General features: G+C 70.1%; 21 protein-coding genes. 14 read left to right on the top strand and 7 right to left on the bottom strand.

Annotated features, from left to right (window positions below; genetic code table 11):
* Position 1: 1 nt before the first annotated feature.
* Positions 2-1297: an O-acetylhomoserine aminocarboxypropyltransferase/cysteine synthase family protein gene (locus tag HRJ34_RS27020; protein WP_208632959.1), complete on the bottom strand. Its 1296-nt coding sequence runs from the start codon at positions 1295-1297 to the stop codon at positions 2-4.
* A gap of 227 nt (positions 1298-1524) precedes the next feature.
* On the opposite strand from HRJ34_RS27020, the gene flhA reads away from it, so the two are divergent.
* From flhA to HRJ34_RS27005, 3 genes are read left to right on the top strand one after another with little or no spacing between them, the layout of a single operon-like run.
* Entirely contained in the window at positions 1525-3672 is a 2148-nt protein-coding gene (gene flhA / locus HRJ34_RS27015) for a flagellar biosynthesis protein FlhA (protein ID WP_011952122.1), read from the top strand.
* Entirely contained in the window at positions 3669-4526 is an 858-nt protein-coding gene (locus tag HRJ34_RS27010) for a MinD/ParA family ATP-binding protein (RefSeq protein WP_208632958.1), read from the top strand. Before flhA ends, HRJ34_RS27010 begins: the two co-directional genes overlap by 4 nt.
* Positions 4516-5244, top strand: coding sequence for a sigma-70 family RNA polymerase sigma factor (locus HRJ34_RS27005; RefSeq protein WP_011952124.1), 729 nt, complete (start codon positions 4516-4518; stop codon positions 5242-5244). Before HRJ34_RS27010 ends, HRJ34_RS27005 begins: the two co-directional genes overlap by 11 nt.
* 23 nt (positions 5245-5267) lie before the next feature.
* Here HRJ34_RS27005 and HRJ34_RS29355 read toward each other — a convergent pair whose 3' ends face one another.
* The 4 genes from HRJ34_RS29355 to HRJ34_RS26990 form a co-directional block, all read right to left on the bottom strand.
* Positions 5268-5642, bottom strand: coding sequence for a hypothetical protein (locus tag HRJ34_RS29355; protein ID WP_226948979.1), 375 nt, complete (start codon positions 5640-5642; stop codon positions 5268-5270).
* Positions 5609-6058, bottom strand: coding sequence for a hypothetical protein (locus HRJ34_RS29350; protein ID WP_226948978.1), 450 nt, complete (start codon positions 6056-6058; stop codon positions 5609-5611). Before HRJ34_RS29350 ends, HRJ34_RS29355 begins: the two co-directional genes overlap by 34 nt.
* 87 nt (positions 6059-6145) lie before the next feature.
* Positions 6146-6967, bottom strand: a complete 822-nt coding sequence (locus HRJ34_RS26995) for a flagellin N-terminal helical domain-containing protein (RefSeq protein WP_011952126.1) — start codon at positions 6965-6967, stop codon at positions 6146-6148.
* Positions 6968-7409: 442 nt separating this feature from the next.
* The gene (locus HRJ34_RS26990) at positions 7410-8231 is read right to left on the bottom strand and encodes a flagellin N-terminal helical domain-containing protein (RefSeq protein WP_011952127.1); all 822 of its coding nucleotides are present in this window, start codon (positions 8229-8231) and stop codon (positions 7410-7412) included.
* A 481-nt stretch (positions 8232-8712) separates the two neighbouring features.
* Here HRJ34_RS26990 and HRJ34_RS26985 point away from each other — a divergent pair, with 481 nt between their 5' ends.
* From HRJ34_RS26985 to HRJ34_RS26935, 11 genes are all read left to right on the top strand, one after another.
* A complete protein-coding gene (locus tag HRJ34_RS26985; protein ID WP_208632957.1) occupies positions 8713-9990 on the top strand; it encodes a sigma-54 interaction domain-containing protein in 1278 nt (425 codons plus the stop codon).
* Between the two features lie 11 nt (positions 9991-10001).
* Positions 10002-10367 (top strand): flagellar hook-basal body complex protein FliE, encoded by a 366-nt coding sequence (gene fliE, locus HRJ34_RS26980; RefSeq protein WP_029994231.1) that lies wholly within the window; start codon positions 10002-10004, stop codon positions 10365-10367.
* 3 nt (positions 10368-10370) lie between these two features.
* Complete coding sequence (gene fliF, locus HRJ34_RS26975; RefSeq protein ID WP_011952130.1) at positions 10371-12107, top strand: flagellar basal-body MS-ring/collar protein FliF; 1737 nt, start codon at positions 10371-10373, stop codon at positions 12105-12107.
* 4 nt (positions 12108-12111) lie between these two features.
* Positions 12112-13146 (top strand): flagellar motor switch protein FliG, encoded by a 1035-nt coding sequence (gene fliG, locus HRJ34_RS26970; RefSeq protein WP_011952131.1) that lies wholly within the window; start codon positions 12112-12114, stop codon positions 13144-13146.
* Positions 13139-13792, top strand: a complete 654-nt coding sequence (locus HRJ34_RS26965; protein WP_208632956.1) for a FliH/SctL family protein — start codon at positions 13139-13141, stop codon at positions 13790-13792. The genes fliG and HRJ34_RS26965 overlap by 8 nt, the downstream gene beginning before the upstream one ends.
* Before the next feature lie 31 nt (positions 13793-13823).
* Positions 13824-15149: a FliI/YscN family ATPase gene (locus HRJ34_RS26960; RefSeq protein ID WP_208632955.1), complete on the top strand. Its 1326-nt coding sequence runs from the start codon at positions 13824-13826 to the stop codon at positions 15147-15149.
* Complete coding sequence (locus HRJ34_RS26955) at positions 15146-15574, top strand: hypothetical protein (RefSeq protein ID WP_011952134.1); 429 nt, start codon at positions 15146-15148, stop codon at positions 15572-15574. The genes HRJ34_RS26960 and HRJ34_RS26955 overlap by 4 nt, the downstream gene beginning before the upstream one ends.
* A gap of 1 nt (position 15575) precedes the next feature.
* The gene (locus HRJ34_RS26950) at positions 15576-17231 is read left to right on the top strand and encodes a flagellar hook-length control protein FliK (RefSeq protein WP_208632954.1); all 1656 of its coding nucleotides are present in this window, start codon (positions 15576-15578) and stop codon (positions 17229-17231) included.
* Between the two features lie 27 nt (positions 17232-17258).
* Complete coding sequence (locus HRJ34_RS26945) at positions 17259-17858, top strand: flagellar basal body-associated FliL family protein (protein WP_011952136.1); 600 nt, start codon at positions 17259-17261, stop codon at positions 17856-17858.
* 159 nt (positions 17859-18017) lie between these two features.
* Positions 18018-18167 (top strand): hypothetical protein, encoded by a 150-nt coding sequence (locus HRJ34_RS26940; RefSeq protein ID WP_086014471.1) that lies wholly within the window; start codon positions 18018-18020, stop codon positions 18165-18167.
* Between the two features lie 26 nt (positions 18168-18193).
* Positions 18194-18472, top strand: coding sequence for a DUF3175 domain-containing protein (locus tag HRJ34_RS26935; protein WP_011952138.1), 279 nt, complete (start codon positions 18194-18196; stop codon positions 18470-18472).
* A 68-nt stretch (positions 18473-18540) separates the two neighbouring features.
* Here the strand turns inward: HRJ34_RS26935 and lpdA are convergent, their stop codons facing one another.
* Both lpdA and odhB read right to left on the bottom strand, forming a co-directional pair.
* Positions 18541-19932: a dihydrolipoyl dehydrogenase gene (lpdA, locus tag HRJ34_RS26930; protein WP_016746314.1), complete on the bottom strand. Its 1392-nt coding sequence runs from the start codon at positions 19930-19932 to the stop codon at positions 18541-18543.
* A gap of 13 nt (positions 19933-19945) precedes the next feature.
* The gene (odhB, locus tag HRJ34_RS26925) at positions 19946-21196 is read right to left on the bottom strand and encodes a 2-oxoglutarate dehydrogenase complex dihydrolipoyllysine-residue succinyltransferase (protein ID WP_029994227.1); all 1251 of its coding nucleotides are present in this window, start codon (positions 21194-21196) and stop codon (positions 19946-19948) included.

The following is a 21196-nucleotide window of genomic DNA, read 5'->3' as shown; positions in this document are numbered from 1 at the left end:
GTCAGCCGGCCGCGCGCAGCGCCTGGTCGAGATCGGCGAGGATGTCGTCGATATGCTCGAGCCCGATCGACAGGCGGACATAGCCGGGCGAGACGCCGGCCGCCGCCTGCTCCTCGGCCGATAGCTGCGAATGGGTGGTGCTGGCCGGGTGGATCGCCAGGCTGCGCGCGTCGCCGATATTGGCGACATGGTAGAACAGGCGCAGGGCGTCGATGAAGCGGCGCCCGGCCTCGACCCCGCCCGCCAGCTCGAAGCCGAGCAGGCCGCCCTGCCCGCCGGTCAGGACGCGGTCGGCCCGCGCCCGCTCCTCGCCGGTCTGGACCGACGGGTGGATCACCCGGGTCACGCCGGCGCGGCCGGACAGGAAGCGCACCACCGCCAGCGCGTTCTCGCAATGGCGGGGCATGCGCAGCGGCAGCGTCTCCAGCCCCTGCAGGATCTGGAAGGCGTTGAACGGCGACAGCGCCGCGCCGAGGTCGCGCAACAGGATCGTGCGGGCGCGCAGGATATAGGCGATCGGCCCGAGCGGCTTGGCCGCCTGCGCCCAGACGGCGCCGTGGTAGCTGGGATCGGGCGTGTTGAGGTTCGGCTGCCGATCGGGAAAGGCCTCCCAGTCGAAATTGCCGCCATCGACGATGACGCCGCCGATCGAGGTACCGTGCCCGCCGATATATTTGGTCGTCGAATAGACGACGATCGCGGCGCCATGGTCGAGCGGACGGGCGATCAGCGGCGCGGCGGTGTTGTCTACGATCAGCGGGATGCCGATCGGCCGGCCCGCGGCGGCCAGTTCGGCGATCGGGCAGACGACCAGCTTGGGATTGGGCAGCGTCTCGACATACCAGGCGCGGGTGCGGTCGTCGGAGGCGGCGGCGAAGCCCTGCGGATCGGCCGGATCGACGAAGCGCACCTCGATCCCCTGATCGCGCAGCGTGTTGGCGAACAGGTTCCAGGTGCCGCCATAGAGATGCGTGCCGGCAACGATATTGTCGCCGGCGCGGGCGAGGTTCTGGATCGCATAGGCCGAGGCCGCCTGCCCCGATGCGACCGCCAGCGCCGCCGCGCCGCCTTCGAGCGCGGCGATGCGGTCCTCGAGGATCGCCGTGGTCGGGTTGCCGATGCGGGTGTAGATGTTGCCCAGCTCCTCCAGCGCGAACAGCCGCGCGGCGTGGCCGGCATCGTGGAACTGGTAGGAGGTCGTCTGGTAGATGGGCGGCGCCACCGCCCCCGTCGTCGGATCGGCGCGCCAGCCGGCGTGCAGCGCCAGGGTCTCGGGGCGGTAAGCGGGCTTGTCCATCAGTCGCGTCTCCTTTCGCGCCGGTCTGGCTCAGAGTCGTTGCCTTGTCGAGGCGGAGTCGAGACGGACGGCGATCTTCACCATTCCTAACTCAAAATTAACCACGTTCCGCGCATTCCTCGTCCCGCATTCACGCGAGGATCATCGAGGATCGCATGTCGGTGGCACGGAATATCTCGGATTTCCGCAATTTCGGGCACCCGCTTCCCGGCGGGAGGGGCTGAGTCATGGCCGCTCCCCACTCCGTGACTCGCAAGCTCTGGGCGATGACAGGCAAGAGCGCGATCCTGCCGCTCGCGACGCTGATGCTCGTCGGCCTGATGGTGATCCCGGTGCCCAGCTTCGTGCTGGACATGGGCTTCATCGCCAACATCATGATCTCGCTGGCGGTGCTGATGGTGGCGCTCAACGCCGCCAAGCCGCTCGATTTCTCCTCCTTCCCGACGGTGCTGCTGTTCGCGACGCTGCTGCGCCTGTCGCTCAACGTCGCCTCGACCCGCGTCGTGCTGGTCGATGGGCACACCGGCCCGGCCGCCGCCGGCCATGTCATCGAAAGCTTCGGCAATTTCCTGATCGGCGGCGACTATGCGGTCGGCCTGTTCGTGTTCGGCATCCTGATGGTGATCAACCTCGTCGTGATCACCAAGGGCGCCGGCCGCGTCTCGGAAGTGTCGGCGCGCTTCACCCTCGACGCGATGCCCGGCAAGCAGATGGCGATCGACGCCGACCTCAACGCCGGCCTGCTGACCCCCGAGGAAGCCAAGGCCCGCCGCCAGGAGGTCGCCACCGAGGCCGACTTCTACGGATCGATGGACGGTGCGTCGAAGTTCGTGAAGGGCGACGCCGTCGCCGGCGTGCTGATCCTCGTCATCAACATCTTCGGCGGCCTGATCCTCGGCACGCTGAGCCACGGCCTGTCGCTGAGCGAGGCGGCGTCGACCTACATCATCCTGGCGATCGGCGACGCGCTGGTCGCGCAGGTGCCGGCGCTGCTGCTGTCGATCGCCGCCGCCGCGATCGTCACCCGCGTCTCCTCCCCGCTCGATCTGTCGGGCCAGATCACCAGCCAGTTCGGCTCGGCCCGCGCCTGGGCGCCGGTCGCCGCGATCCTCGGCCTGCTCGGCATCGTGCCGGGCATGCCGCACATGATCATCCTGTCGGCCGCCGCCGTCGCCGGCTTCGTCGCCTGGAAGCTGTCGAAGATCAAGAAGGCCGAGCAGGCGATCGAGGTCGCCGCCGCCGAGGCCGCCAACGCGCCCGCCCCGGTCTCGCCGAACAGCATCGACTGGAACGAGATCTCGGACGGCTCGGCGCTGGGCCTGGAGCTCGGCTACGGCCTGGTCGGGTTGGTCGACGAGCGCAAGGGCGCGCCGCTGATGGCGCGGATCACCGGCATCCGCCGCCAGCTCTCGCGCGAGATGGGCTTCGTCATCCCGCTGGTCCGCGTCCGCGACAATCTCAGCCTGCCGCCCAACGCCTATCGCATCACCGTCGCCGGCGTGATCATGGGCGAGGACGAATGTTTCCCCGAGCAGCTGCTGGCGCTCGACAGCGGCGACCTGGAGGGCCGGGTCGAAGGCCGCGAATGCCGCGACCCGAGCTTCGGCCTCGAAGCCGTGTGGATCAGCCCCGACCGGCGCGGCGACGCGATCGTCGCGGGCTATACGGTGGTCGATCCGGCGACCGTGGTCGCGACCCACCTGAACCAGGTGATCGCCGCCACCGCCGCCGACCTGTTCGGCATGGACGAGGCGCAGCGCCTGCTCGACGCGCTCAAGGAGGCCGCGCCGCAGCTCGTCGCCGGCCTCACCCCGCAGCCGCTCAGCCTGGCGCAGATCGCCTCGGCGTGCCGCGCGCTGCTCGCCGAAGGCGTGCCGCTCAAGGATTTCCGCCGCATCGCCGAAGCGATGGTCGACGCGGCCGGCCAGTCGGCCGACGGCCTCGCGCTGGTCGAGAACATCCGCTCGCGGATCGGCGCGCTGATCGTCCAGACGCTGGTGCCGGTGAAGATGCCGCTGCCGGTCGTCACCCTCGACGCCGGGCTCGAATCGCTGCTGGCCCAGGCGGTCCGCACCTCGCCGGGCGCGAGCCATCCGTTCGAGCCGGCGCTCGCCAACCGCATCGTCGCCGCGATCTCCGAAGCCGCGATGCCGCTGGTCAACAGCGCGACCCGCTTCGCGATCGTCACCTCGCCGATCGCCCGCCGCGCGCTGGCGCGGCTGCTCAAGCCGCACCTGCCCGAGACCCCGGTGATGTCCTTCCTGGAGATCCCCGACGGCAAGGCCGTCGAGGTCGCGGCGGTGGTCGGCGGCGGCCCCGCCAACAATATGAGCGCCGGCGCGCTGAGCGCCCGGCCGATGGAGACGGCAGAATGACCCTCGCCTGGCCCGACATCACCGAGCTGCCCGGCACCGCCGGCCAGGCGCGCAGCGCGCGCGTGATCAGCATCGCCTGCGGGCGCAGCGGCGTCGGCAAGACGACGATCGCGGCGAACCTGGCGCTCGGCCTGTCGAAGATGCGCCGCCGCGCGATGCTGGTCGATTGCGATCCCGGCCCGGCGGACGCGACCCGCATGATGGGCCTCGCCCCCGCTCATTCGATCGACGACGTGGTCGGCGGCCGCCTGACCGTGGACGAGATCGTCGTCGACGGGCCCGAGGCGCTGTTCGTCGTCCCCGCCGGCCCGACCGACCGTGCCGGCCGCGTCGACCTGTCCGCGCGGCTCAAGCTCGCCGACGCCTTCCGCCCGCACCGCCGCTCGCTCGACTTCGTGATCGTCGACACCCCCGGCAGCGCCGATCCCGACACGCTCGACATGGTCGCCTCGGCCGACCTGCCGATCGTCGTCCTCGCACCCGATGCCGAGCGGTTCATGGACGCCTATGGCACGGTCAAGCTGCTCGCGCTGGAGCATGACGTGCGCGAGATCGCGATCGTCACCAACCGCGTCGCCGACGAGGCGATGGGCCAGGAGCTGTTCCGCCGCTTCCGCGACGTCGCCGGCCGCTTCCTGACCGACACGACGCTCAGCCATCTCGGCGCGATCCCGCGCGACGATCGGGTGCTGACCGCCGCCGCGCGCCGCCGCCTGGTCGTCGACCAATATCCGCACGCGCGCGCCGCGCAGGCGATCGCGCAGCTCGGCCGCACGATCGACACGCTCGCCATCCCCGCCCGGCGCGGCGGCGACAGCTTCTTCGGGATGGAGGCGGTGTTCCGTGCTGGCTGAGAAGATCGATCCGGCGCTCACCTATGGCCGCAAGCCGCAGAAGACGCGGCCCGAGGACCTGGTCCGCGCGCACATGCAACTCGTCCGCAAGATCGCCTGGCACGTCCATGGCCGGGTCTCGACCGCGATCGACGTCGAGGACCTGATCCAGATCGGCATGATCGCGCTGGTCGAGGCCGCGAACGGCTATGAGGATCGTGGCCACGCCTTCTCGACCTATGCGTCGATGCGGGTGCGCGGCGCGATGATCGATCATCTCCGCCGCCAGGCCGCGCTGACCCGATCGGCGATGGCCAAGCGGCGCGCGCTGCTCACCGCCAAGGCCGATTTCGAGAAGAAGCACGGCCGCAGCCCCAGCGAGTCCGAACTCGCCCAGGCGCTCGGCCTCGACGGCGCCGCCTTCCACGCGCTGCTCGACGAGACCGCCGCGACCTATCACGAGTCGATCGACGAGGTCTATTCGGACCAGTCGATGTGGTTCGCCGACGTCGAGGAACGGGTCGACCAGACGATCGAGCGCGAGGAACTGGCGGGCGCGCTCGCCGAGCATATCTCCGAGCTGCCCGAGCGCGAGGCGATGGTCCTCCAGCTCTATTTCGTCGAGGAGATGAACCTCGAGGAGATCGGCCAGACGCTGGGCATCGGCGCCGCGCGCGTCTGCCAGATCAAGAAGGCCGCGCTCGACAAGCTGCGCGTGTCTCTACGGGAGTGGGGTTGATCCTCACCACGTCGGGATAGGATTTACCGCTCCCCGATCGCCGCTTCGATCCGGTCCATCTTCCGCTCGAACTCGTTGAGCCGGACGTTGGTCGCGGCCTGTCCTTCGCGGACGGCGCGGACGACCTGGGTCAGCGGGTCGCGTTCGAGCAGGCCCTTCTGCAGATTTTCCATGCGATGCTGGAGCTCGGCGCTGGTCACAGGCGCGCTGGCGAGCTGGGCCTGCTGCGCCTTGAGCAGCTCGACCTGCCGGTCGCGGACGATCCGCAGATCGCGGACCAGCCGGGTCGCGCTTTCGAGCTGCGCCTGCCGCTCGCGCGCATCGGCGACGACGAGCCGGGCGGACATGATCGTCCGTTCGGCGATCACCAGCCCGGCGGCGGAGACCAGGCTCGACACCAGGCCGAGGCCGATCGCCACCCGGCCGAACATCCCGCCGCGCGACGCGCGGGGCGGAGGCGACGGCGACGGGCGCCGGATCGGGGGTGGGCAGGGGCGGGCGGAGCCACGGCAACCGGTTCGGCGGCGGGCTCGTCCTGCGGAGCGGGTTGCGGCGACGCGGCGGCGGCTTCGACGTCGGGGGGCGGAGGAGCCTCCTCGACCTCGACGATCGGCACGGCGGTGATCGCGGCGGCCGGGGCCGGTTCGACCGCGGCGGCCGGTTCGGCGGGCGGCGGGGCGGGCTTGTCCTCGCGGGCCTGGGCGACGCTCGTCTCGAGATCCTCGAGCGCCTTCAGCGCCGCATCGAAACCTTTTCCGCTGCTACCCTTGGTCGCGTCCATCACCCTGATCCCGTCGACGGCGTGAAATCTCAAGAACAAGGCCCCCGGCGCGGGGGAAACGCTGCGCCGGGGGCCTGTCTGGAGGGGCGGACCGGTGGCCGGGCCGCCCCCGTGCTGGTCTTAGCGCAGGAGGCTAAGGACGCTCTGGCCGTTCTGGTTCGCCTGGGCGAGCATCGCGGTCGAGGCCTGGGCCAGGATCTGCGACTTGGCGAGCGCCGTCGATTCCACCGAGAAGTCCGCGTCCTCGATCCGCGAGCGGGCCTCGGACAGGTTGGTGACGTTCGCGGTCAGCACGTTGACGGCGGCATCGAGACGGCTCTGGGTCGCGCCGAGACCGGCCCGGACGGTGTTGACCTGGCCCAGCGCGGCGTCGGCGGCGGTGATCGCCAGGCCGGCATTGGCGGCCGTGTCGACCTTGATCGTGCTGGCATAAGCCGCGGCGACCTTGTCGAGACCACCGACCGAGATGGTGGTGCTGTCGCCGGCGTTGACGCCGGTCTGGATCGCGAAGCTGGTGCCCGAAGTGGCCGAGAACAGCGTGTTGCCGTTGAACTTGGTCTTGGTCACGACGTCGGTGATCTGCGACTGGAGCGCCGACACTTCGGTCTGCAGATTGTCGCGATCGGTCGACTGGTAGGTGCCGTTGGCAGCCTGGACCGACAGCTCGCGGATGCGCTGCAGCATGTTGCTGACTTCGCCCAGCGCGCCTTCGGCGGTCTGCGCCAGCGAGATGCCGTCGTTGGCGTTGCGGATCGCGACGGACATGCCGCGGACCGACGCGGTCATCGACGAAGCGATCGCCATGCCGGCGGCGTCGTCCTTGGCGCTGTTGATGCGCTTGCCGCTCGACAGGCGCTCCATCGCGGTCGCCTGCAGCTGCGAAGCCAGGCGGCCGGCATTCTGCGAACGCAGCGACGAAATGTTGGTGTTGATGACAGCCATTTGAAAAATCCTTCCGCTACTACTCGGCGTTCCGGTTCACTCGACCGTCCTCGCCACGAAACCGGTAACGACGCCCCGAATGCGGGCTTAAGGCAGAAAGATGGTTAGCGCGGGTTAACCTTGATTTTGTTGGTTAACGGGGTCTGAAGGCGTCCGAAAAGGCAAGAAAATGGAGGCTTTTTCGAGGGTTATACGACCCCGGCCCTCCCCGTCATGCTGAACTCGTTTCAGCATCCACCGGCCCGCTCAGGCTGTCCCGGAGAGTATAGGGGCGTTCGCAACAGGAACCCCGACACCGAGGCCCAGCCTCCCGGTGGATGCTGAAACGAGTTCAGCATGACGGTTGTGCTTGGGACGGCCGCTGCGCGCCCCAAAACCGAAACGACCCCCGATGCGGATGCACCGGGGGCCGTCTCGGCCAGCAAGTGATGAGGTGGAAGTCTTATTTGAGCAGGCTGAGCACGCTCTGCTGGCTCTGGTTCGCCTGGGCGAGCATCGCCGTCGACGCCTGCTGGAGGATGCCGGCCTTGGCGAGCGCCGTCGATTCCACCGAGAAGTCGGTATCCTCGATCCGCGAGCGCGCCTCGGACAGGTTGGTGATGTTCGCGGTCAGCACGTTGATCGTCGCGTCGAGCCGGTTCTGGTTGGCGCCGAGGCTGGCCCGGACGGTGGCGACCTGGGTCAGCGCGGTGTCGGCGGCGGTGATCGCCAGGCCGGCATTGGTGGCGGTGTCGACCTTGATCGTCGCCGCATAGGCGGCGGCGACCTTGTCGAGGGCACCGACCGAGATCGCGGTGGCGTCGCCCGAATTGACCCCGGTCTGGATCGAGAAGCTGGTGCCCGACGTCGCCGAGAACAGCGTGTTGCCGTTGAACTTCGTGCCGGTCACGATGTCCGAGATCTGCGACTGGAGCGCGGCGACCTCGGTCTGCAGATTGGCGCGGTCGGTCGACTGATAGGTGCCGCTGGCGGCCTGCACCGCCAGTTCGCGGACCCGCTGCAGCATGTTGGCGGCTTCGCCGAGGGCGCCTTCCGCCGTCTGCGCCAGCGAGATGCCGTCATTGGCATTGCGGATCGCGACCGACATGCCGCGGATCGAGGCGGTCATCGACGAGGCGATGGCGAGGCCGGCGGCGTCGTCCTTCGCCGAGTTGATGCGCTTGCCGCTCGAAAGGCGGGACATCGCGGTCGACTGGAGCTGGTCGGCAAGGCGGCCCGCATTCTGGGCGCGCAGCGAAGAGATGTTGGTGTTGATGACGGTCATTGGATCAGTCCTTACCTGGTTAAAGGGGCGATGATCCGGTGCTGGCCGTTCTCGCCTCGATCCCATTAACGGCCGTGCTTACCCGGGCTTTAACCGTGAAAATTCACCACGCTCGTCTTTTCCCGCCATTTTTCCATCAAGCATTTGATTCATATCGATAATTTTTTGCAATTTTCCCGCCTTCACCATCCCTCCCGGGCGGCGCCCCTCCTCCGGCTATGTGCGGCGCAAGCGAGCCCCGGCAATTTTTTGCCGGGTTCGACCAAAGAATGGAAGCCATCTGCCGCCCGCCATAAATTCCTTTCTTTCCAATAAGATGCCTGCCGCCTTCGAGGCCTCTTCGCGCGCTCGCGTGCGACGGGCACGGGTCCGGGCCCGCGCGGCGCGCGGTCTATTAAGACTTTTTAAGTTAATCCGCCGGTAAGCATGTCCGGCAAGGAGCGGGCGTGGCTGGCACGCCGGATCCGCGAGAAGGACGGCGATGGTGATGATCGGCATCAGCGAGAAGGCGCAGGGTTCGCAGCCGACGCTCGTGTCGTGGTTGGCCGGCGCCGGCATCGAGACGATGCTGATCGATCCGGCCGCGCCCCAGGGCCGCGACGGCCGCCGCATCCTGCACGTCACCGAAGTCGGCATGGCCCGGCAGCAGGACGTCCTGATCGATTTCGCCGACGGTACCCCGGTGCTGCGCCGCGCCAAGGTCGGCCGCCCGGCGACCGCCATCTTCGGCTTCGAGGACATGGCGTTCGGCCACGCGCTGATCGCCGAGCTGATCCGCCCCCGCCCGATGCCCGCCTGCGGCGAACCCGAGAGCGCGCACTTCCTCGGCATCGCCGCGCGCATCGCCCGGAGCGACGCCACCGTCCTGCTGCTCGGCGAGACCGGCACCGGCAAGGAGGGCGTCGCCCGCTACATCCACGCCGCCTCGCCCCGCGCCGACAAGCCGTTCGTCGCGGTCAATTGCGCGGCGCTGCCCGAAACCATGCTCGAAGCGATGCTGTTCGGCCACCAGAAGGGCGCTTTCACCGGCGCCAGCGGCGCAGGCGAAGGCCTGTTCCGCGCGGCCGAGGGCGGCACGCTGCTGCTCGACGAGATCGCCGAGCTGCCGCTCGCGCTCCAGGCCAAGCTGCTCCGCGCGCTCCAGGAGCGCGAGGTCCTGCCCGTCGGCGCCACCGCGCCGGTCGCGGTCGACCTGCGCATCATCGCCGCCGGCAACCGCGACCTCGCGGTCGAGGTCGAGGCCGGCCGCTTCCGCGCCGACCTCTACTGGCGGCTCAACGTCATGCCGCTCGTCCTCAAGCCGCTCGGCGCCCGCCGCCAGGACATCCGCGCGATCGCCGCCGCCCTGATGCTGCGCCACACGCCCGAGCATGAGGAGCTGGCCTGGCCGACCGCGCAGGCGCTCGACCGGCTGATGGCGCATGACTGGCCCGGCAATGTCCGCGAGCTGGAGAATGTCCTGCAGCGCGCGATGCTGATGCGCGACGGCGCGCGGATCGTCGCCGAAGACCTGATCATCGACCGCACCCGCGCCGCGCCGCGCGCTGCCGTCGCCGCCGTCGAAACCGCGCCGGCCGCGCCCGTCGTCGCCGAACCGACGCCGATCCGCCTGGCCGACGCCAAGCGGATCAGCCAGGCCCGCGCGATCGAGGAAGCCCTTGCCGCCACCGGCGGCCACCGTCTCCGCGCCGCCCAGCGGCTCGGCATCTCCGAACGCACCCTGCGCTATCGCATGGCCGATATGCGCGCGGTGGCTTGAGGGAGCGCCCGATGACGACCGTCAACACCAGCAATCTCCTGGCGATGCGCAATGCCATATTGCAGCAGAACAGCGCCTTGCAGAAGGCCGCCGCCGCGCCCGCGCCGAACCCGCTGACGGGCCCCGGCGCGATCGGCAGCGCCACCGCCGCGCCCGACGGCAACTTCGCCACGACGCTGCGCGGCGCGCTGACCGAGGTCAACGCGATGCAGGCCAAGGCCGGCGCGATCACCGAGAGCTACGAGCGCGGCGAGACCACCGACATCGCGGCGGTGATGCTCCAGCGCGAGCAGGCCAGCGTCGGCTTCCAGGCGACCCTGCAGGTCCGCAACAAACTCCTGTCCGCCTACAAGGACATCATGAGCATGCCGGTATAATCGATGGCTGACATCATCCCCTCCCCCGCCTCGGCCCCCGCGCTGGCCGGCTCGCCGGCCGGTCCGGGCGTCGGCACCGGCGCCGTGCTCGAACGGATCAAGGATTTCACGGGCCAGCCCGCGGTCCAGCGCAGCCTGCCGATGATCGGCCTGCTCGGCCTGCTGGGCGGCGCGGCGCTGCTGTGGTCGACCATGTCGGGCGCGCCGCAGCGCGACCTGTTCGCCGGGATGGGCGACGCCGACAAGGCCGCCGTGGCCGAGGCGCTCAAGACCGCGAACATCCCCTATCAGATCGATCGCGGCACCGGCGCGCTGACCGTGCCCGAGACCAGCTTCTACCAGGCGAAGATGCTGCTCGCGCAGCAGGGCCTGCCCAAGTCCGCGCCCGACGGCGACGCGCTGATCTCCTCGCTACCGCTCGGCGCCAGCCGCGCGGTCGAGGGCGAGAAGCTGCGCACCGCGCGCGAGATGGACCTCGCCCGCACGATCGAGGCGATCGACGCGGTCGAGAGCGCCAAGGTCCATGTCGCCGCCGAACAGCCCAGCGTGTTCCTGCGCGACGAGGCCAAGCCGCAGGCGTCGGTCATGCTCCGCCTGCGCGCCGGCCGCGCCCTGGCGGACTCGCAGGTCCAGGCGATCGTCCACCTCGTCGCCTCGTCGGTGCCGAACCTGACGCCCGACGGCGTCTCGATCGTCGACCAAGCGGGCCGGCTGCTGTCCGCGTCGGGCGGCGACCCGATGAGCCAGGCCTCGACCCGGCAGGTCGACATCCAGAACAAGATCGAGCAGCGCTATCTCGACGCGCTGACCAAGATCCTGACGCCGATCGTCGGCCCCGGCAACTTCACCGCCGAGGTCCATGCCGACGTCGACTTCACCGAGACCCAGGCGACGCGCGAGAGCTATCCCAAGGATACCGCCGTGGTCCGCCAGGAGCAGGGAAGCTGGACCGGCGACAAGAAGGACGGCGAAGCGACCGGCATCCCCGGCGCGCTGTCGAACCAGCCGCCCGCCGCCAGCCAGGTGGCCGCCGCGCCGAACCAGACCGTCGCCGCGCCGACCGCCGGCACCACCGACGCCGCCAATGCGGGGAAGACCTCCGAGAATTACAACCGCACCTATGAGCTGGGCCGCGAGGTCTCCGTGACCCGCGCGCCGATCGGCACCGTCAAGCGGCTTTCGGTCGCGGTGGCGCTGCGCGAGGGCAGCCGCAAGTTCAGCCGCGCCGAGCTCGCCTCGATCGAGACGCTGGTGCGCGGCGCGATCGGCGCGGACCAGGCGCGCGGCGACGTCGTCGCGCTCTCCGCGCGCAGCTTCGCCGTCGCCGAGGATGCCGAGGTCAAGCCCAACTGGTGGGATGCCCCCTGGGTCTCCACCCTCGCCCGCAACCTGTCGGCGCTGCTCGTCGTCGCGCTGCTGGTGTTCGGCGTCGCCAAGCCGCTGCTCAAGCGCCGCGCCGCCTATATCGAGGAGAAGAAGGCCGCGCTCGATGCGATGGCCGCCTCGGGCGGGCGCTTGCCGCAGGGCACCAACCCGTCGATCCGCGCCGAGATCGCCTCCGAAATGGCGCAGCAGGCGCTGATCGACCCGAACAAGCCGGTCACCCTCGACATGATCGAGGCGACCCCAGGCTATGCCAACCGCGCCGAGCTGATCCGCAACTTCGTCCGGCAGGACCCCGACCGCGCCGCGCTGGTCGTCCGCGACCTGATCCGCGCCGACATGCCGGGGGCGAACTGACGCCATGGCCGACGGAACCCCGATCGATACCGAGAATGCGACGCCGGTCGAGCCTTCGGGCAGCTCCGCCGCCGCGATCCTGCTGATGCTGCTCGGCGAGGAGGAGGCCGCCACCGTGCTGAGCCGCCTCCAGCCCGACGAGGTCCAGCATCTCGGCGGCGCGATGTTCAACGTCGCCAACATCTCCGAACAGGAGATCGACGGCGTGTTCGACGTGTTCGTCGACCGCGCCCGCGTCCGCACCACGCTGGGCTTCGGCGTCGAGCGCCAGATCAAGGGCATCATGCACAAGGCGCTGGGCCAGGACAAAGCCGACCAGGTCCTGCAGCGCATCACCCCGGCCCAGCACACCAACGCGCTGGAAAACCTGAAATGGATGGACGCGCGGCAGATCGCCAACCTGATCGAGTTCGAGCATCCCCAGATCGCGGCGATCGTCCTCGCCTTCCTCGACGCGCAGCGCGCCGCCGACGTGCTCGCGCTGCTGCCCGAGGAGATGCAGGCCGACCTCGTCTACCGCGTCGCGACGATGGGACCGGTGACCGAGACCGCGCTGGCCGAGCTCGACGAGCTGCTGAGCCGCCCCGCCACCGCCCAGTCGACCGGCGCCACCACCCGCCGCGGCGGCGCGGGCGAGGCGGCCAAGATCGTCAACAGCTCGCGCAAGGCCGCCGAGCAGCGGATCATCAAGGCGCTCCAGAAGCTCGACAAGACCGTCGCCCGCACGATCGAGGAGGAGATGTTCGTCTTCGACAACCTGATGGCGCTGACCGAGAAGGACCTCGGCACGCTGCTGCGGGCGGTCGACAACGACATCCTCGTCGTCTCGCTCAAGGGCGCGGACGAGAAGCTGCGCAGCAAGATCTTCGGCTGCATGTCGAGCCGCGCCGCCCAGTCGATCCAGGACGAGATCGCCGATCGCGGGCCGATGCGCCTGGCCGACGTCCAGGAAGGACAGAAGCAGATGCTCGCCGTCGCCCGCAAGCTGGCGGCGGAAGGCACGATCAGCCTCGGCGGCAAGGGCGACGACTTTGTCTGAGGTCTGGACCAGCGAGATCGGCATCGCCGCCACCCGGGTCGACGCCTGGACCCGGCCGGCGCCGTCGGGCAGCTTCACCGCCTGGGGCGGCGGCGCCGGCCATCCGCGCCGCCGGGCGAGCGACTTCGCGCCGAGCGCCATGGCAAGCCCGGCCGAGGACGAGCCCGCGCCCGACATCGAGGCGATCAGGGCCGAAGCCTTTGCCGAGGGCTTCGACCATGGCCGCCAGGCGGTGCTCGCCGAATTCGCCCGCGAGCGCGAGGCGCTCGCCCAGCTGATCCGATCGGCCGAGGCGTTGCAGCCCGAGCCGGCCGGCCCGCTCGCCGCGGTGCTCGCCGAGACCGTCGCCCGTCTCGTCCGCCAGGTCGTCGGCGAGGTGCGGATCGACCCGGCGACGCTCCGCGAGCGCGCCGAGGCGATCGCCGAAATGGTCACCGCCGAGTCCGGCCCCGCCCGGCTGCGCCTGCACCCCGACGACATCGCGATGCTCGACGGCGTCGACCTCGGCCTGCCGGTCGCGCCCGACCATCATCTCGCCTCGGGCACGATCGTCCTCGAAAGCGGCGAAGGCTGGATCGAGGACGGCCCGCAGGTCCGCCTCGCCCGGCTGCGCGCGCAACTCGACGGCATGGGCCTGCCGCGATGATCAGGATCATCGCTCATATGGGCCTGCCCCGATGAGCCTCGCCGCAAAGGCCGAGGCAATGCTGTCGGCGGTCGAGATCGACCATGCCGGCCCGCGCCGGATCGGCCGGCTCGCCTCCTATGACGGGCTGATGCTCGAAGCGACCGGCTTCCCGATACCGGTCGGCTCCAACGCCCGCGTGATCGACGCCGACGGCCATGCCGCGCTCGCCGAGGTGGTCGGCTTCCGGGGCAACCGTACCTTGCTGATGGCCCTCGACGCCGACGCGCCGCACAGCGCGGGCGCGCGGGTCGAGCCCGACCGGCGCGGCGGATCGGTCGACGTCGGCGAAACCCTGCTCGGCCGGGTGATGGACGCGCTCGGCAACCCGATCGACGGGCTCGGCCCGATCGCCACCGCCGAGCGCTGGCCGCTGGCCGGCCGGCGCGGCAACCCGCTCGACCGCGCCCGCGTCACCGAGCCCTTCGACATGGGCGTCCGCGCGATCAACGCGCTGCTGACCGCCGGCGTCGGGCAGCGCATCGCGATCGCCGCCGGGTCGGGCGTCGGCAAGTCGGTGCTGATGGGCCAGATGATCGCCGGCGCCGACGCCGACATCATCGTCGTCGGCCTGGTCGGCGAACGCAGCCGCGAGGTTTCGGACTTCCTGGCGACCAAGCTGGCCGGCCCCGTCCGCCAGAAGAGCGTCGTCGTCGCGGTGCCGGCCGATCATCCGCCGGTGCTGCGCCTGCGCGCCGCGATGCGCGCGACCGCGATCGCCGAATATTTCCGCGCGCAGGGCAAGCGCGTGCTGCTGCTGATCGACAGCCTGACCCGCGTCGCCCATGCGCAGCGCGAGATCGGCCTGTCGCTGGGCGAGCCGCCGACGATGAAGGGCTATCCGCCCTCCGCGCTCGGCCTGATCCCGCGCCTGATCGAGCGCGCCGGGGTCGACGCCCATTCGGGCGGCTCGATCACCGCGCTCTACACGGTGCTCGCCGACGGCGACGACACCGACGACCCGATCGTCGACACCGCGCGCGCGATCGTCGACGGCCACATCATCCTGTCGCGCAGCCTGGCCGAGCAAGGCGTCTTCCCCGCGATCGACGTCGGCAAGTCGCTGAGCCGCGTGATGAGCGACATCGTCACGCCCGAGCACCAGCAGGCGGCGCAGATCCTCCGCCGGCTCTGGGCGGTCTATGAGGAGAATCGCGACCTGATCCTGATGGGCGCCTATCGCGCCGGCAGCGATCCGATCGTCGACGTCGCGATCGCGCGGCACGACCATATCCTCGAGTTCATCAGCCAGGGCCAGAAGGACCGCGTCGACTATGCCCAGTCGGTCCAGGCTCTGCTCGAGGCGTTCGGCGGATGAAGGCGCTGGTCCGGAAGCGGGCGCGGATCACGCGCGTGCGGGCGGCGCAACACCTGCTCGCGGCCTCGGCCGCGGCGAACGCCGAGGCGCAGGTCGACCAGCTCGAAACCAACGCCGCCAAGCTCGCCAGCCTGCGCGACAGCCTGACCCTGCCGGTCGGACCGGTGTCGGGCGCGGCGCTGCAGAACCGGGGCGAGCTGGCGCTGCGGCTCGACAATGCCCGCCACGGCCTGAGCGGGGCGATCGCTTCGGCCAAGGCGACCGCCGAGCAGAAGGTCGCCGAGCGGCTCGAAGCGCGCCAGCGCCAGGAAAGCGCGGCAAAGCTCGACGCGCGCGCCGTGCAGGCGCTGACCGAGTGGACCGAGGCGCGGATGGCCGCGTCGTTCCGGCCGAAGCTCGCCAAGACCAGTGAAGGGAATGATTGAGATGGGTGTTGCCGCGCTTTCGACCTCCGCGATCGCGTTGAGCGTAGGTTCGGCGCCGCAGCCGGGCGCCGCCGTCGCGCCCGTGTCTCCGGCTGCCCCGGCGACCCCGGTGATGTTCGCGCAGCTCGTCGCGCAGGCCAAGTCCGGCGACAAGGGCGCGCAGCAGGGCGCGGGCGCCCAGACGGGCCGCGAGGGCGATGCCGAAGCCCCCGCCGCGATCGTCGACGAGATGCTCGCGACCGCCCCGGCCGACGAGACCAGGGACACTGCGAGCGACACGTCGACCGACCTGCTCGCCGACATCGTCGCGATGGTGACCGCCGCCGCGCAGGTGACCGTCACCCCGACCGCTGCCGTGCCTCCCGCCCCGCCGCAGGCCGCCCCCGTCGCGGAAGCGCCGGTCGCGGCCCCGGTGGCGACCAGCCGCAGGACCGCCGCGGTCATCGTCACCGTACCGGCGCCCCTCGCCCAGCCGGCGCTCCAGGTCCCGGCGCAGACCGCCCCGCCAGCCATGCCCGTCGTGGACGAGACCGTGCCGACCGCCCAGCCTGTCGCGACCGCCGATGCGCCCGTCCCGTCCCCCGTATTGGAGGCCGCGCCTGCCGATCCGAAGCAGGTCGCGGTTGCCGCCGCCGCCACGCCGAAATCGCTGCCCAGCGACATCGCCTCGCTGCTGGCCTCGCTGAAGGCCGCCTTCCATCCCGCCGGCCAGCCGCCGGTGAAGGAAGCCGCCGCCGCGCCGACGCCCGCCGTGCTACCGGAGGTTCCCGTCGCGACGCCGGTCGAGGCCCCGGTCGCAACGGTCGTCGCGACCGATCAACCCACGCCCGCCATGGCCGACGGCGCCATCACCGAAGTCGTCGTCGAAACCGCCAGGCCAAAGGACGGCAAGGCCGCCACGAAGGCTGCGAATACCGCGCCGGCCGTCGCAGTCGATATCCCGACGCCGGCTCCTGCCCGGATCGTCGCCGACACCCAGCCCCAGCGCGGCGATGCGACCGCCCCGCTCGCCGATGCCGCCCGCCCGGCCGAGGATGCCGCCGAGCCGGCCCGGCCTGCCGCCGCAACCCCGGCGACAGCCGCCCCGGTCGCTCCACAGATAGCCGTCGCCCAGCCGCTCGCCCCCGCCCCGGCGGTGGACGGCGCGAAGGCCGCCGACCCCTCGGCCGCGATCGACCAGCCCGACCAGGTCGTCACCCGACATCTCGACCTCGCCCGCGACAATCAGTGGCTCGACCGGCTGGCGCGCGACATCAGCCAGGCGGCCGCGCATCAGGGCCATCTCAAATTCCAGCTCAACCCCGAGCATCTCGGCGCGCTGACCGTCGAGATCGCCAACAGCGCCTCGGGCACCGCGATCCGCATGACCGCCGAGACCGACCAGACCCGCGCGATCATCGCCGACGCGCAGCCCCGGCTGCTCGCCGAGGTCCGCGCGCAGGGCCTGCGCGTCGCCGAAGCGCATGTCGACCTGAACCAGCAGGGCCAGGGCGGCGGCCATGGCTCGTCCGCCTCGGCGCATGGCCAGCAGGGCCAGCCCGGCCAGCAACGCCAGCCCACGTCAGCAGATCATCAACCTTTTGGCCGTACACAGGCCGCGATTCGCGACGATGCCGGCGATTCGGCGTCGCGCGACGATGGTGATCTCTATGCCTGATCCGGGCCTGATCATGGGATGTGAACGATGAGTGCTGCCGCAGCTCCCGCCGCCGAGGCGCCCAAGAAGCCGGGCAAGATGAAGGGCATCCTGGTGATGCTCGTCGTCGCCCTCCTGTTCGCCGGCATCGGTGTCGGAGCGGGGCTGTACGCGGCCGGCGCCGGCCTCGCCGGCGGCCATGCGAAGCCCGCCGAGGACCCCAACGCCCCCAAGCTCGTCCCCAAGCCGGGCGCCGAGACGGGCGGCCATGGCGAGAAGAAGACCCTGCCGATGGGCCTGGAGACCGACGCGTCGCCCGATCCCACCAAGTACAAGGCGACCTTCTACACCTTCGAGCAGCCCTTCACCTCCAACCTGCGCGATTCGGACGGCTTCTCGCAGGTCGGGCTCGGCGTCTCGACCTATTACGACCAGAAGGTGCTCGACAACCTGAAGGACAACGAGATGCCGATCCGCTCGGCGATCCTGATGGTGATGGCGCAGCAGGACAGCTTCACCATCTCGACCCCCGAGGGCAAGGTGAAGCTCCAGAAGGACCTCAAGGCCGCGATCAACGACGTGCTGCGCCAGCGCACCGGCTTCGGCGGCATCGACAACGTCTATTTCACCAGCATGGTCGTCCAGTAGGTTTCGTCACGCAGCGTAGCGACATGAGCCCCCGGGTTTCCGCCCGGGGGCTTTTTCGTGCGCGCGCCGCTGGAACGGCACGGGAACTGGTTCCGATCGCGTACCGAGCGGAACGTCGGTCCCACCCTTTCCGTTCTCCCCGCCGAGAGGAGAAGGATGATGATCCGCAAGCTCAAGTCGGGCGAATATCGCCTCTATTCGCGCAAGCCGGATGGCAAGACCGGCAAGCGCCGCAACCTCGGCACCTTCGCGTCGCGCGCGGCGGCCGAGAAGCACGAGCGCGAGGTCCAGTATTTCAAGCGTCACTGATCGCCGGTCACAGGCAGGAGGTTGCGATGCCGACGCATAAATGGTCGCAGCAGGCGACCGAACATTCCGACGCGCTGACACTCGACCGGGGCGTCTTCGCCCAGTCCGACCCGGCCGAGATCGCCCGATCGTTGAAACGATCGGCCGAACACAGCCGCCGGCGCAAGGCGACGCCGTTCCGATCGGCGATGTCGATGCTGACCTTCTACATCAACCGCGCGGGCAAGGACCTGCCGGAGAAGCAGAAGAAGATCCTCGAAGCCGCGAAGGACGAGCTGCGCAAGGCGTTCGGGAAGGAAACATAAACGTCACCCCAGCCTGCGCTGGGGTGACGTGGAGAGGAGAGAGGGGCCGGAACCCCTCCCCCTTTGCATCACATGTGGATCGGCTTGCCGGTGACGGCCATCGCCGCCTCCTTGATCGCTTCCGAATGGGTCGGATGCGCGTGGCAGGTATAGGCGATGTCCTCGCTGGTCGCGCCGAACTCCATCGCCTGGGCGGCCTGGGCGATCATCGTGCCGGCGACCGAGGCGATGATGTGGACGCCCAGCACCCGATCGGTCTTTGCGTCGGCGATCACCTTCACGAAGCCATCGGGCTCATGGTTGGTCTTGGCGCGCGAATTGGCGAGCATCGGGAACTTGCCGACCTTCACCTCGCCGCGCTCCTTCGCCTCCTCCTCGGTCAGGCCGACGCCGGCGATCTCGGGCATGGTGTAGACGACGCCGGGGATGACGTCGTGGTTCACGATGCCGGTCAGCCCGGCGATGTTCTCGGCGACGGCGATGCCCTCGTCCTCGGCCTTGTGCGCCAGCATCGGGCCGGGGACGACGTCGCCGATCGCCCAGATGCCGGGGACGGCGGTCGCGAGGTCGTGGTCGACCTCGATCTGGCCGCGCTTGTTGACGGTCAGGCCGGCCCGCTCCAGCGCCAGCCCCTCGGTGTTCGGGCGGCGGCCGATCGACACCAGCACGGCGTCGGCCTCCAGCGTCTCCGCGGCGCCGCCGGCGGCGGGCTCGACGGTGACGGTCGCCTTGCCGCCCTTGACGGCGACGCCGGTGACCTTGGTCGACAGCTTGAGCTCGATGCCCTGCTTCTTGAAGATCTTGGCGGCTTCCTTGCGGACCTCGCCGTCCATGCCGGGCAGCAGCTGGTCGAGGAACTCGACGACGGTGACCTTGGCGCCGAGGCGCTTCCAGACCGAGCCCAGCTCCAGGCCGATCACGCCGCCGCCGATCACGACCAGATGGCCGGGGACCTTCGCCAGCTCGAGCGCGCCGGTCGAGGAGACGACCACCTTCTCGTCGATCTCGACGCCCGGCAGCGGGGTGACGCTGGAGCCGGTGGCAACGACGATGTTCCTGGCGCGATAGCTCTTGCCCGCGACGTCGATCCTGTCCTTGCCGGTGAACGCCGCATGGCCCTTCAGCCATTCGACCTTGTTCTTCTTGAACAGGAACTCGATGCCGCCGGTCAGGCCCTTGACCGCGTCGCGGCGCTGGCCGTGCATCGTGTCGAGATCGAGCTCGACCTGGGTCTTGATGCCGAGCTTGGCGAGCTTGCCGCTGGCGGCCTCGTCATAGAGCTCGGACGCGTGGAGCATCGCCTTGGACGGGATGCACCCGACGTTGAGGCAGGTGCCGCCGAGCGTCTCGCGGCTCTCCACGCAGGCGGTCCTGAGGCCGAGCTGCGCCGCGCGGATCGCGGCGACATAGCCGCCGGGACCCGCGCCGATGACGATCACGTCGAAATCATAGTCGGACATTGGTTCGTCTTCCTCAGAGGTCGATCAGCAGGCGGGTCGGGTCCTCGATCGCGTTCTTGATCGCGACGAGGAAGGTGACCGCCTCGCGGCCGTCGATCAGGCGGTGATCGTAGCTGAGCGCGAGGTACATCATCGGCCGCGCGACGATCTGTCCGTCACGGACGACCGGACGCTCCTCGATCCGGTGCAGGCCGAGCACGCCGGCCTGCGGCGGATTGATGATCGGAGTCGACATCAGCGAGCCGAACACGCCGCCGTTCGAGATGGTGAAGGTGCCGCCCTTCATCTCCTCGAGCTTGAGCGTACCGGCCTTGGCGCGGGCGCCGAAGTCGCCGATCGTCTTCTCGATCCCCGCGACCGACAGGTCCTGCGCATCGCGGATCACCGGAACGACGAGGCCGTTCGGGGCGGACACCGCGACCGAGACGTCGACATAGTCGCGATAGACGATCTCGTCGCCCTCGATCGAGGCGTTGACCGCGGGCACGTCGCGCAGCGCCATGCAGGCCGCCTTCACGAAGAAGCCCATGAAGCCCAGGCGGACGCCGTGCTTCTTCTCGAACAGGTCCTTGTACTTGTTGCGCGCCTCGATCACCGCCGTCATGTCGACGTCGTTGAAGGTGGTCAGGATCGCCGCGGTGTTCTGGGCCTCCTTGAGGCGGCTCGCGACGGTCTGGCGCAGGCGGGTCATGCGAACCCGCTCCTCGCGGCGCTCGCCCGCCGGGGCGGCGGCAACGGCGACCGGCGCCGCGGCCGGAGCCGCCGCTGCGGCGGCCGGCTTCGGCTGGGTCTTCGCCGCGGCGATCACGTCGTCCTTGGTCAGGCGGCCGTCCTTGCCGGTGCCCTTGATCTTCGACGGGTCGACGCCATGCTCCAGCACCGCGCGACGGACCGACGGCGACAGGGTGACGGGGTCGCCCGCATCCTCGACCGGCGCGGCGGCCGGCTCGGCCGGGGCAGCCGCCTCGGCCTGGCCGATCGCGTTGCGATCCTCGACCGCCGGGGTCGCGGCGGTCGATGCCGTCGCACCCGCGTCGATCCGCGCGATCACCGCGCCGACATTGACGGTATCGCCCTCGCCGACGACCAGCTCGGCGATGACGCCGGCGGTCGGGGCCGGGACTTCGACCGAGACCTTGTCGGTCTCCAGGCTGGCGATCGGCTCATCGGCCTTCACGGCCTCACCCGGCTTCTTGAGCCACTGGCCCAGCGTCGCCTCGGTGATCGATTCGCCGAGCGTCGGCACCACCACATCGGTTGCCAT

The organism is Rhizorhabdus wittichii (genome assembly GCF_017607425.1).
Classification (GTDB): Bacteria; Pseudomonadota; Alphaproteobacteria; order Sphingomonadales; family Sphingomonadaceae; genus Rhizorhabdus; species Rhizorhabdus wittichii.
This window is presented reverse-complemented; position numbering and strand designations above follow the sequence as displayed.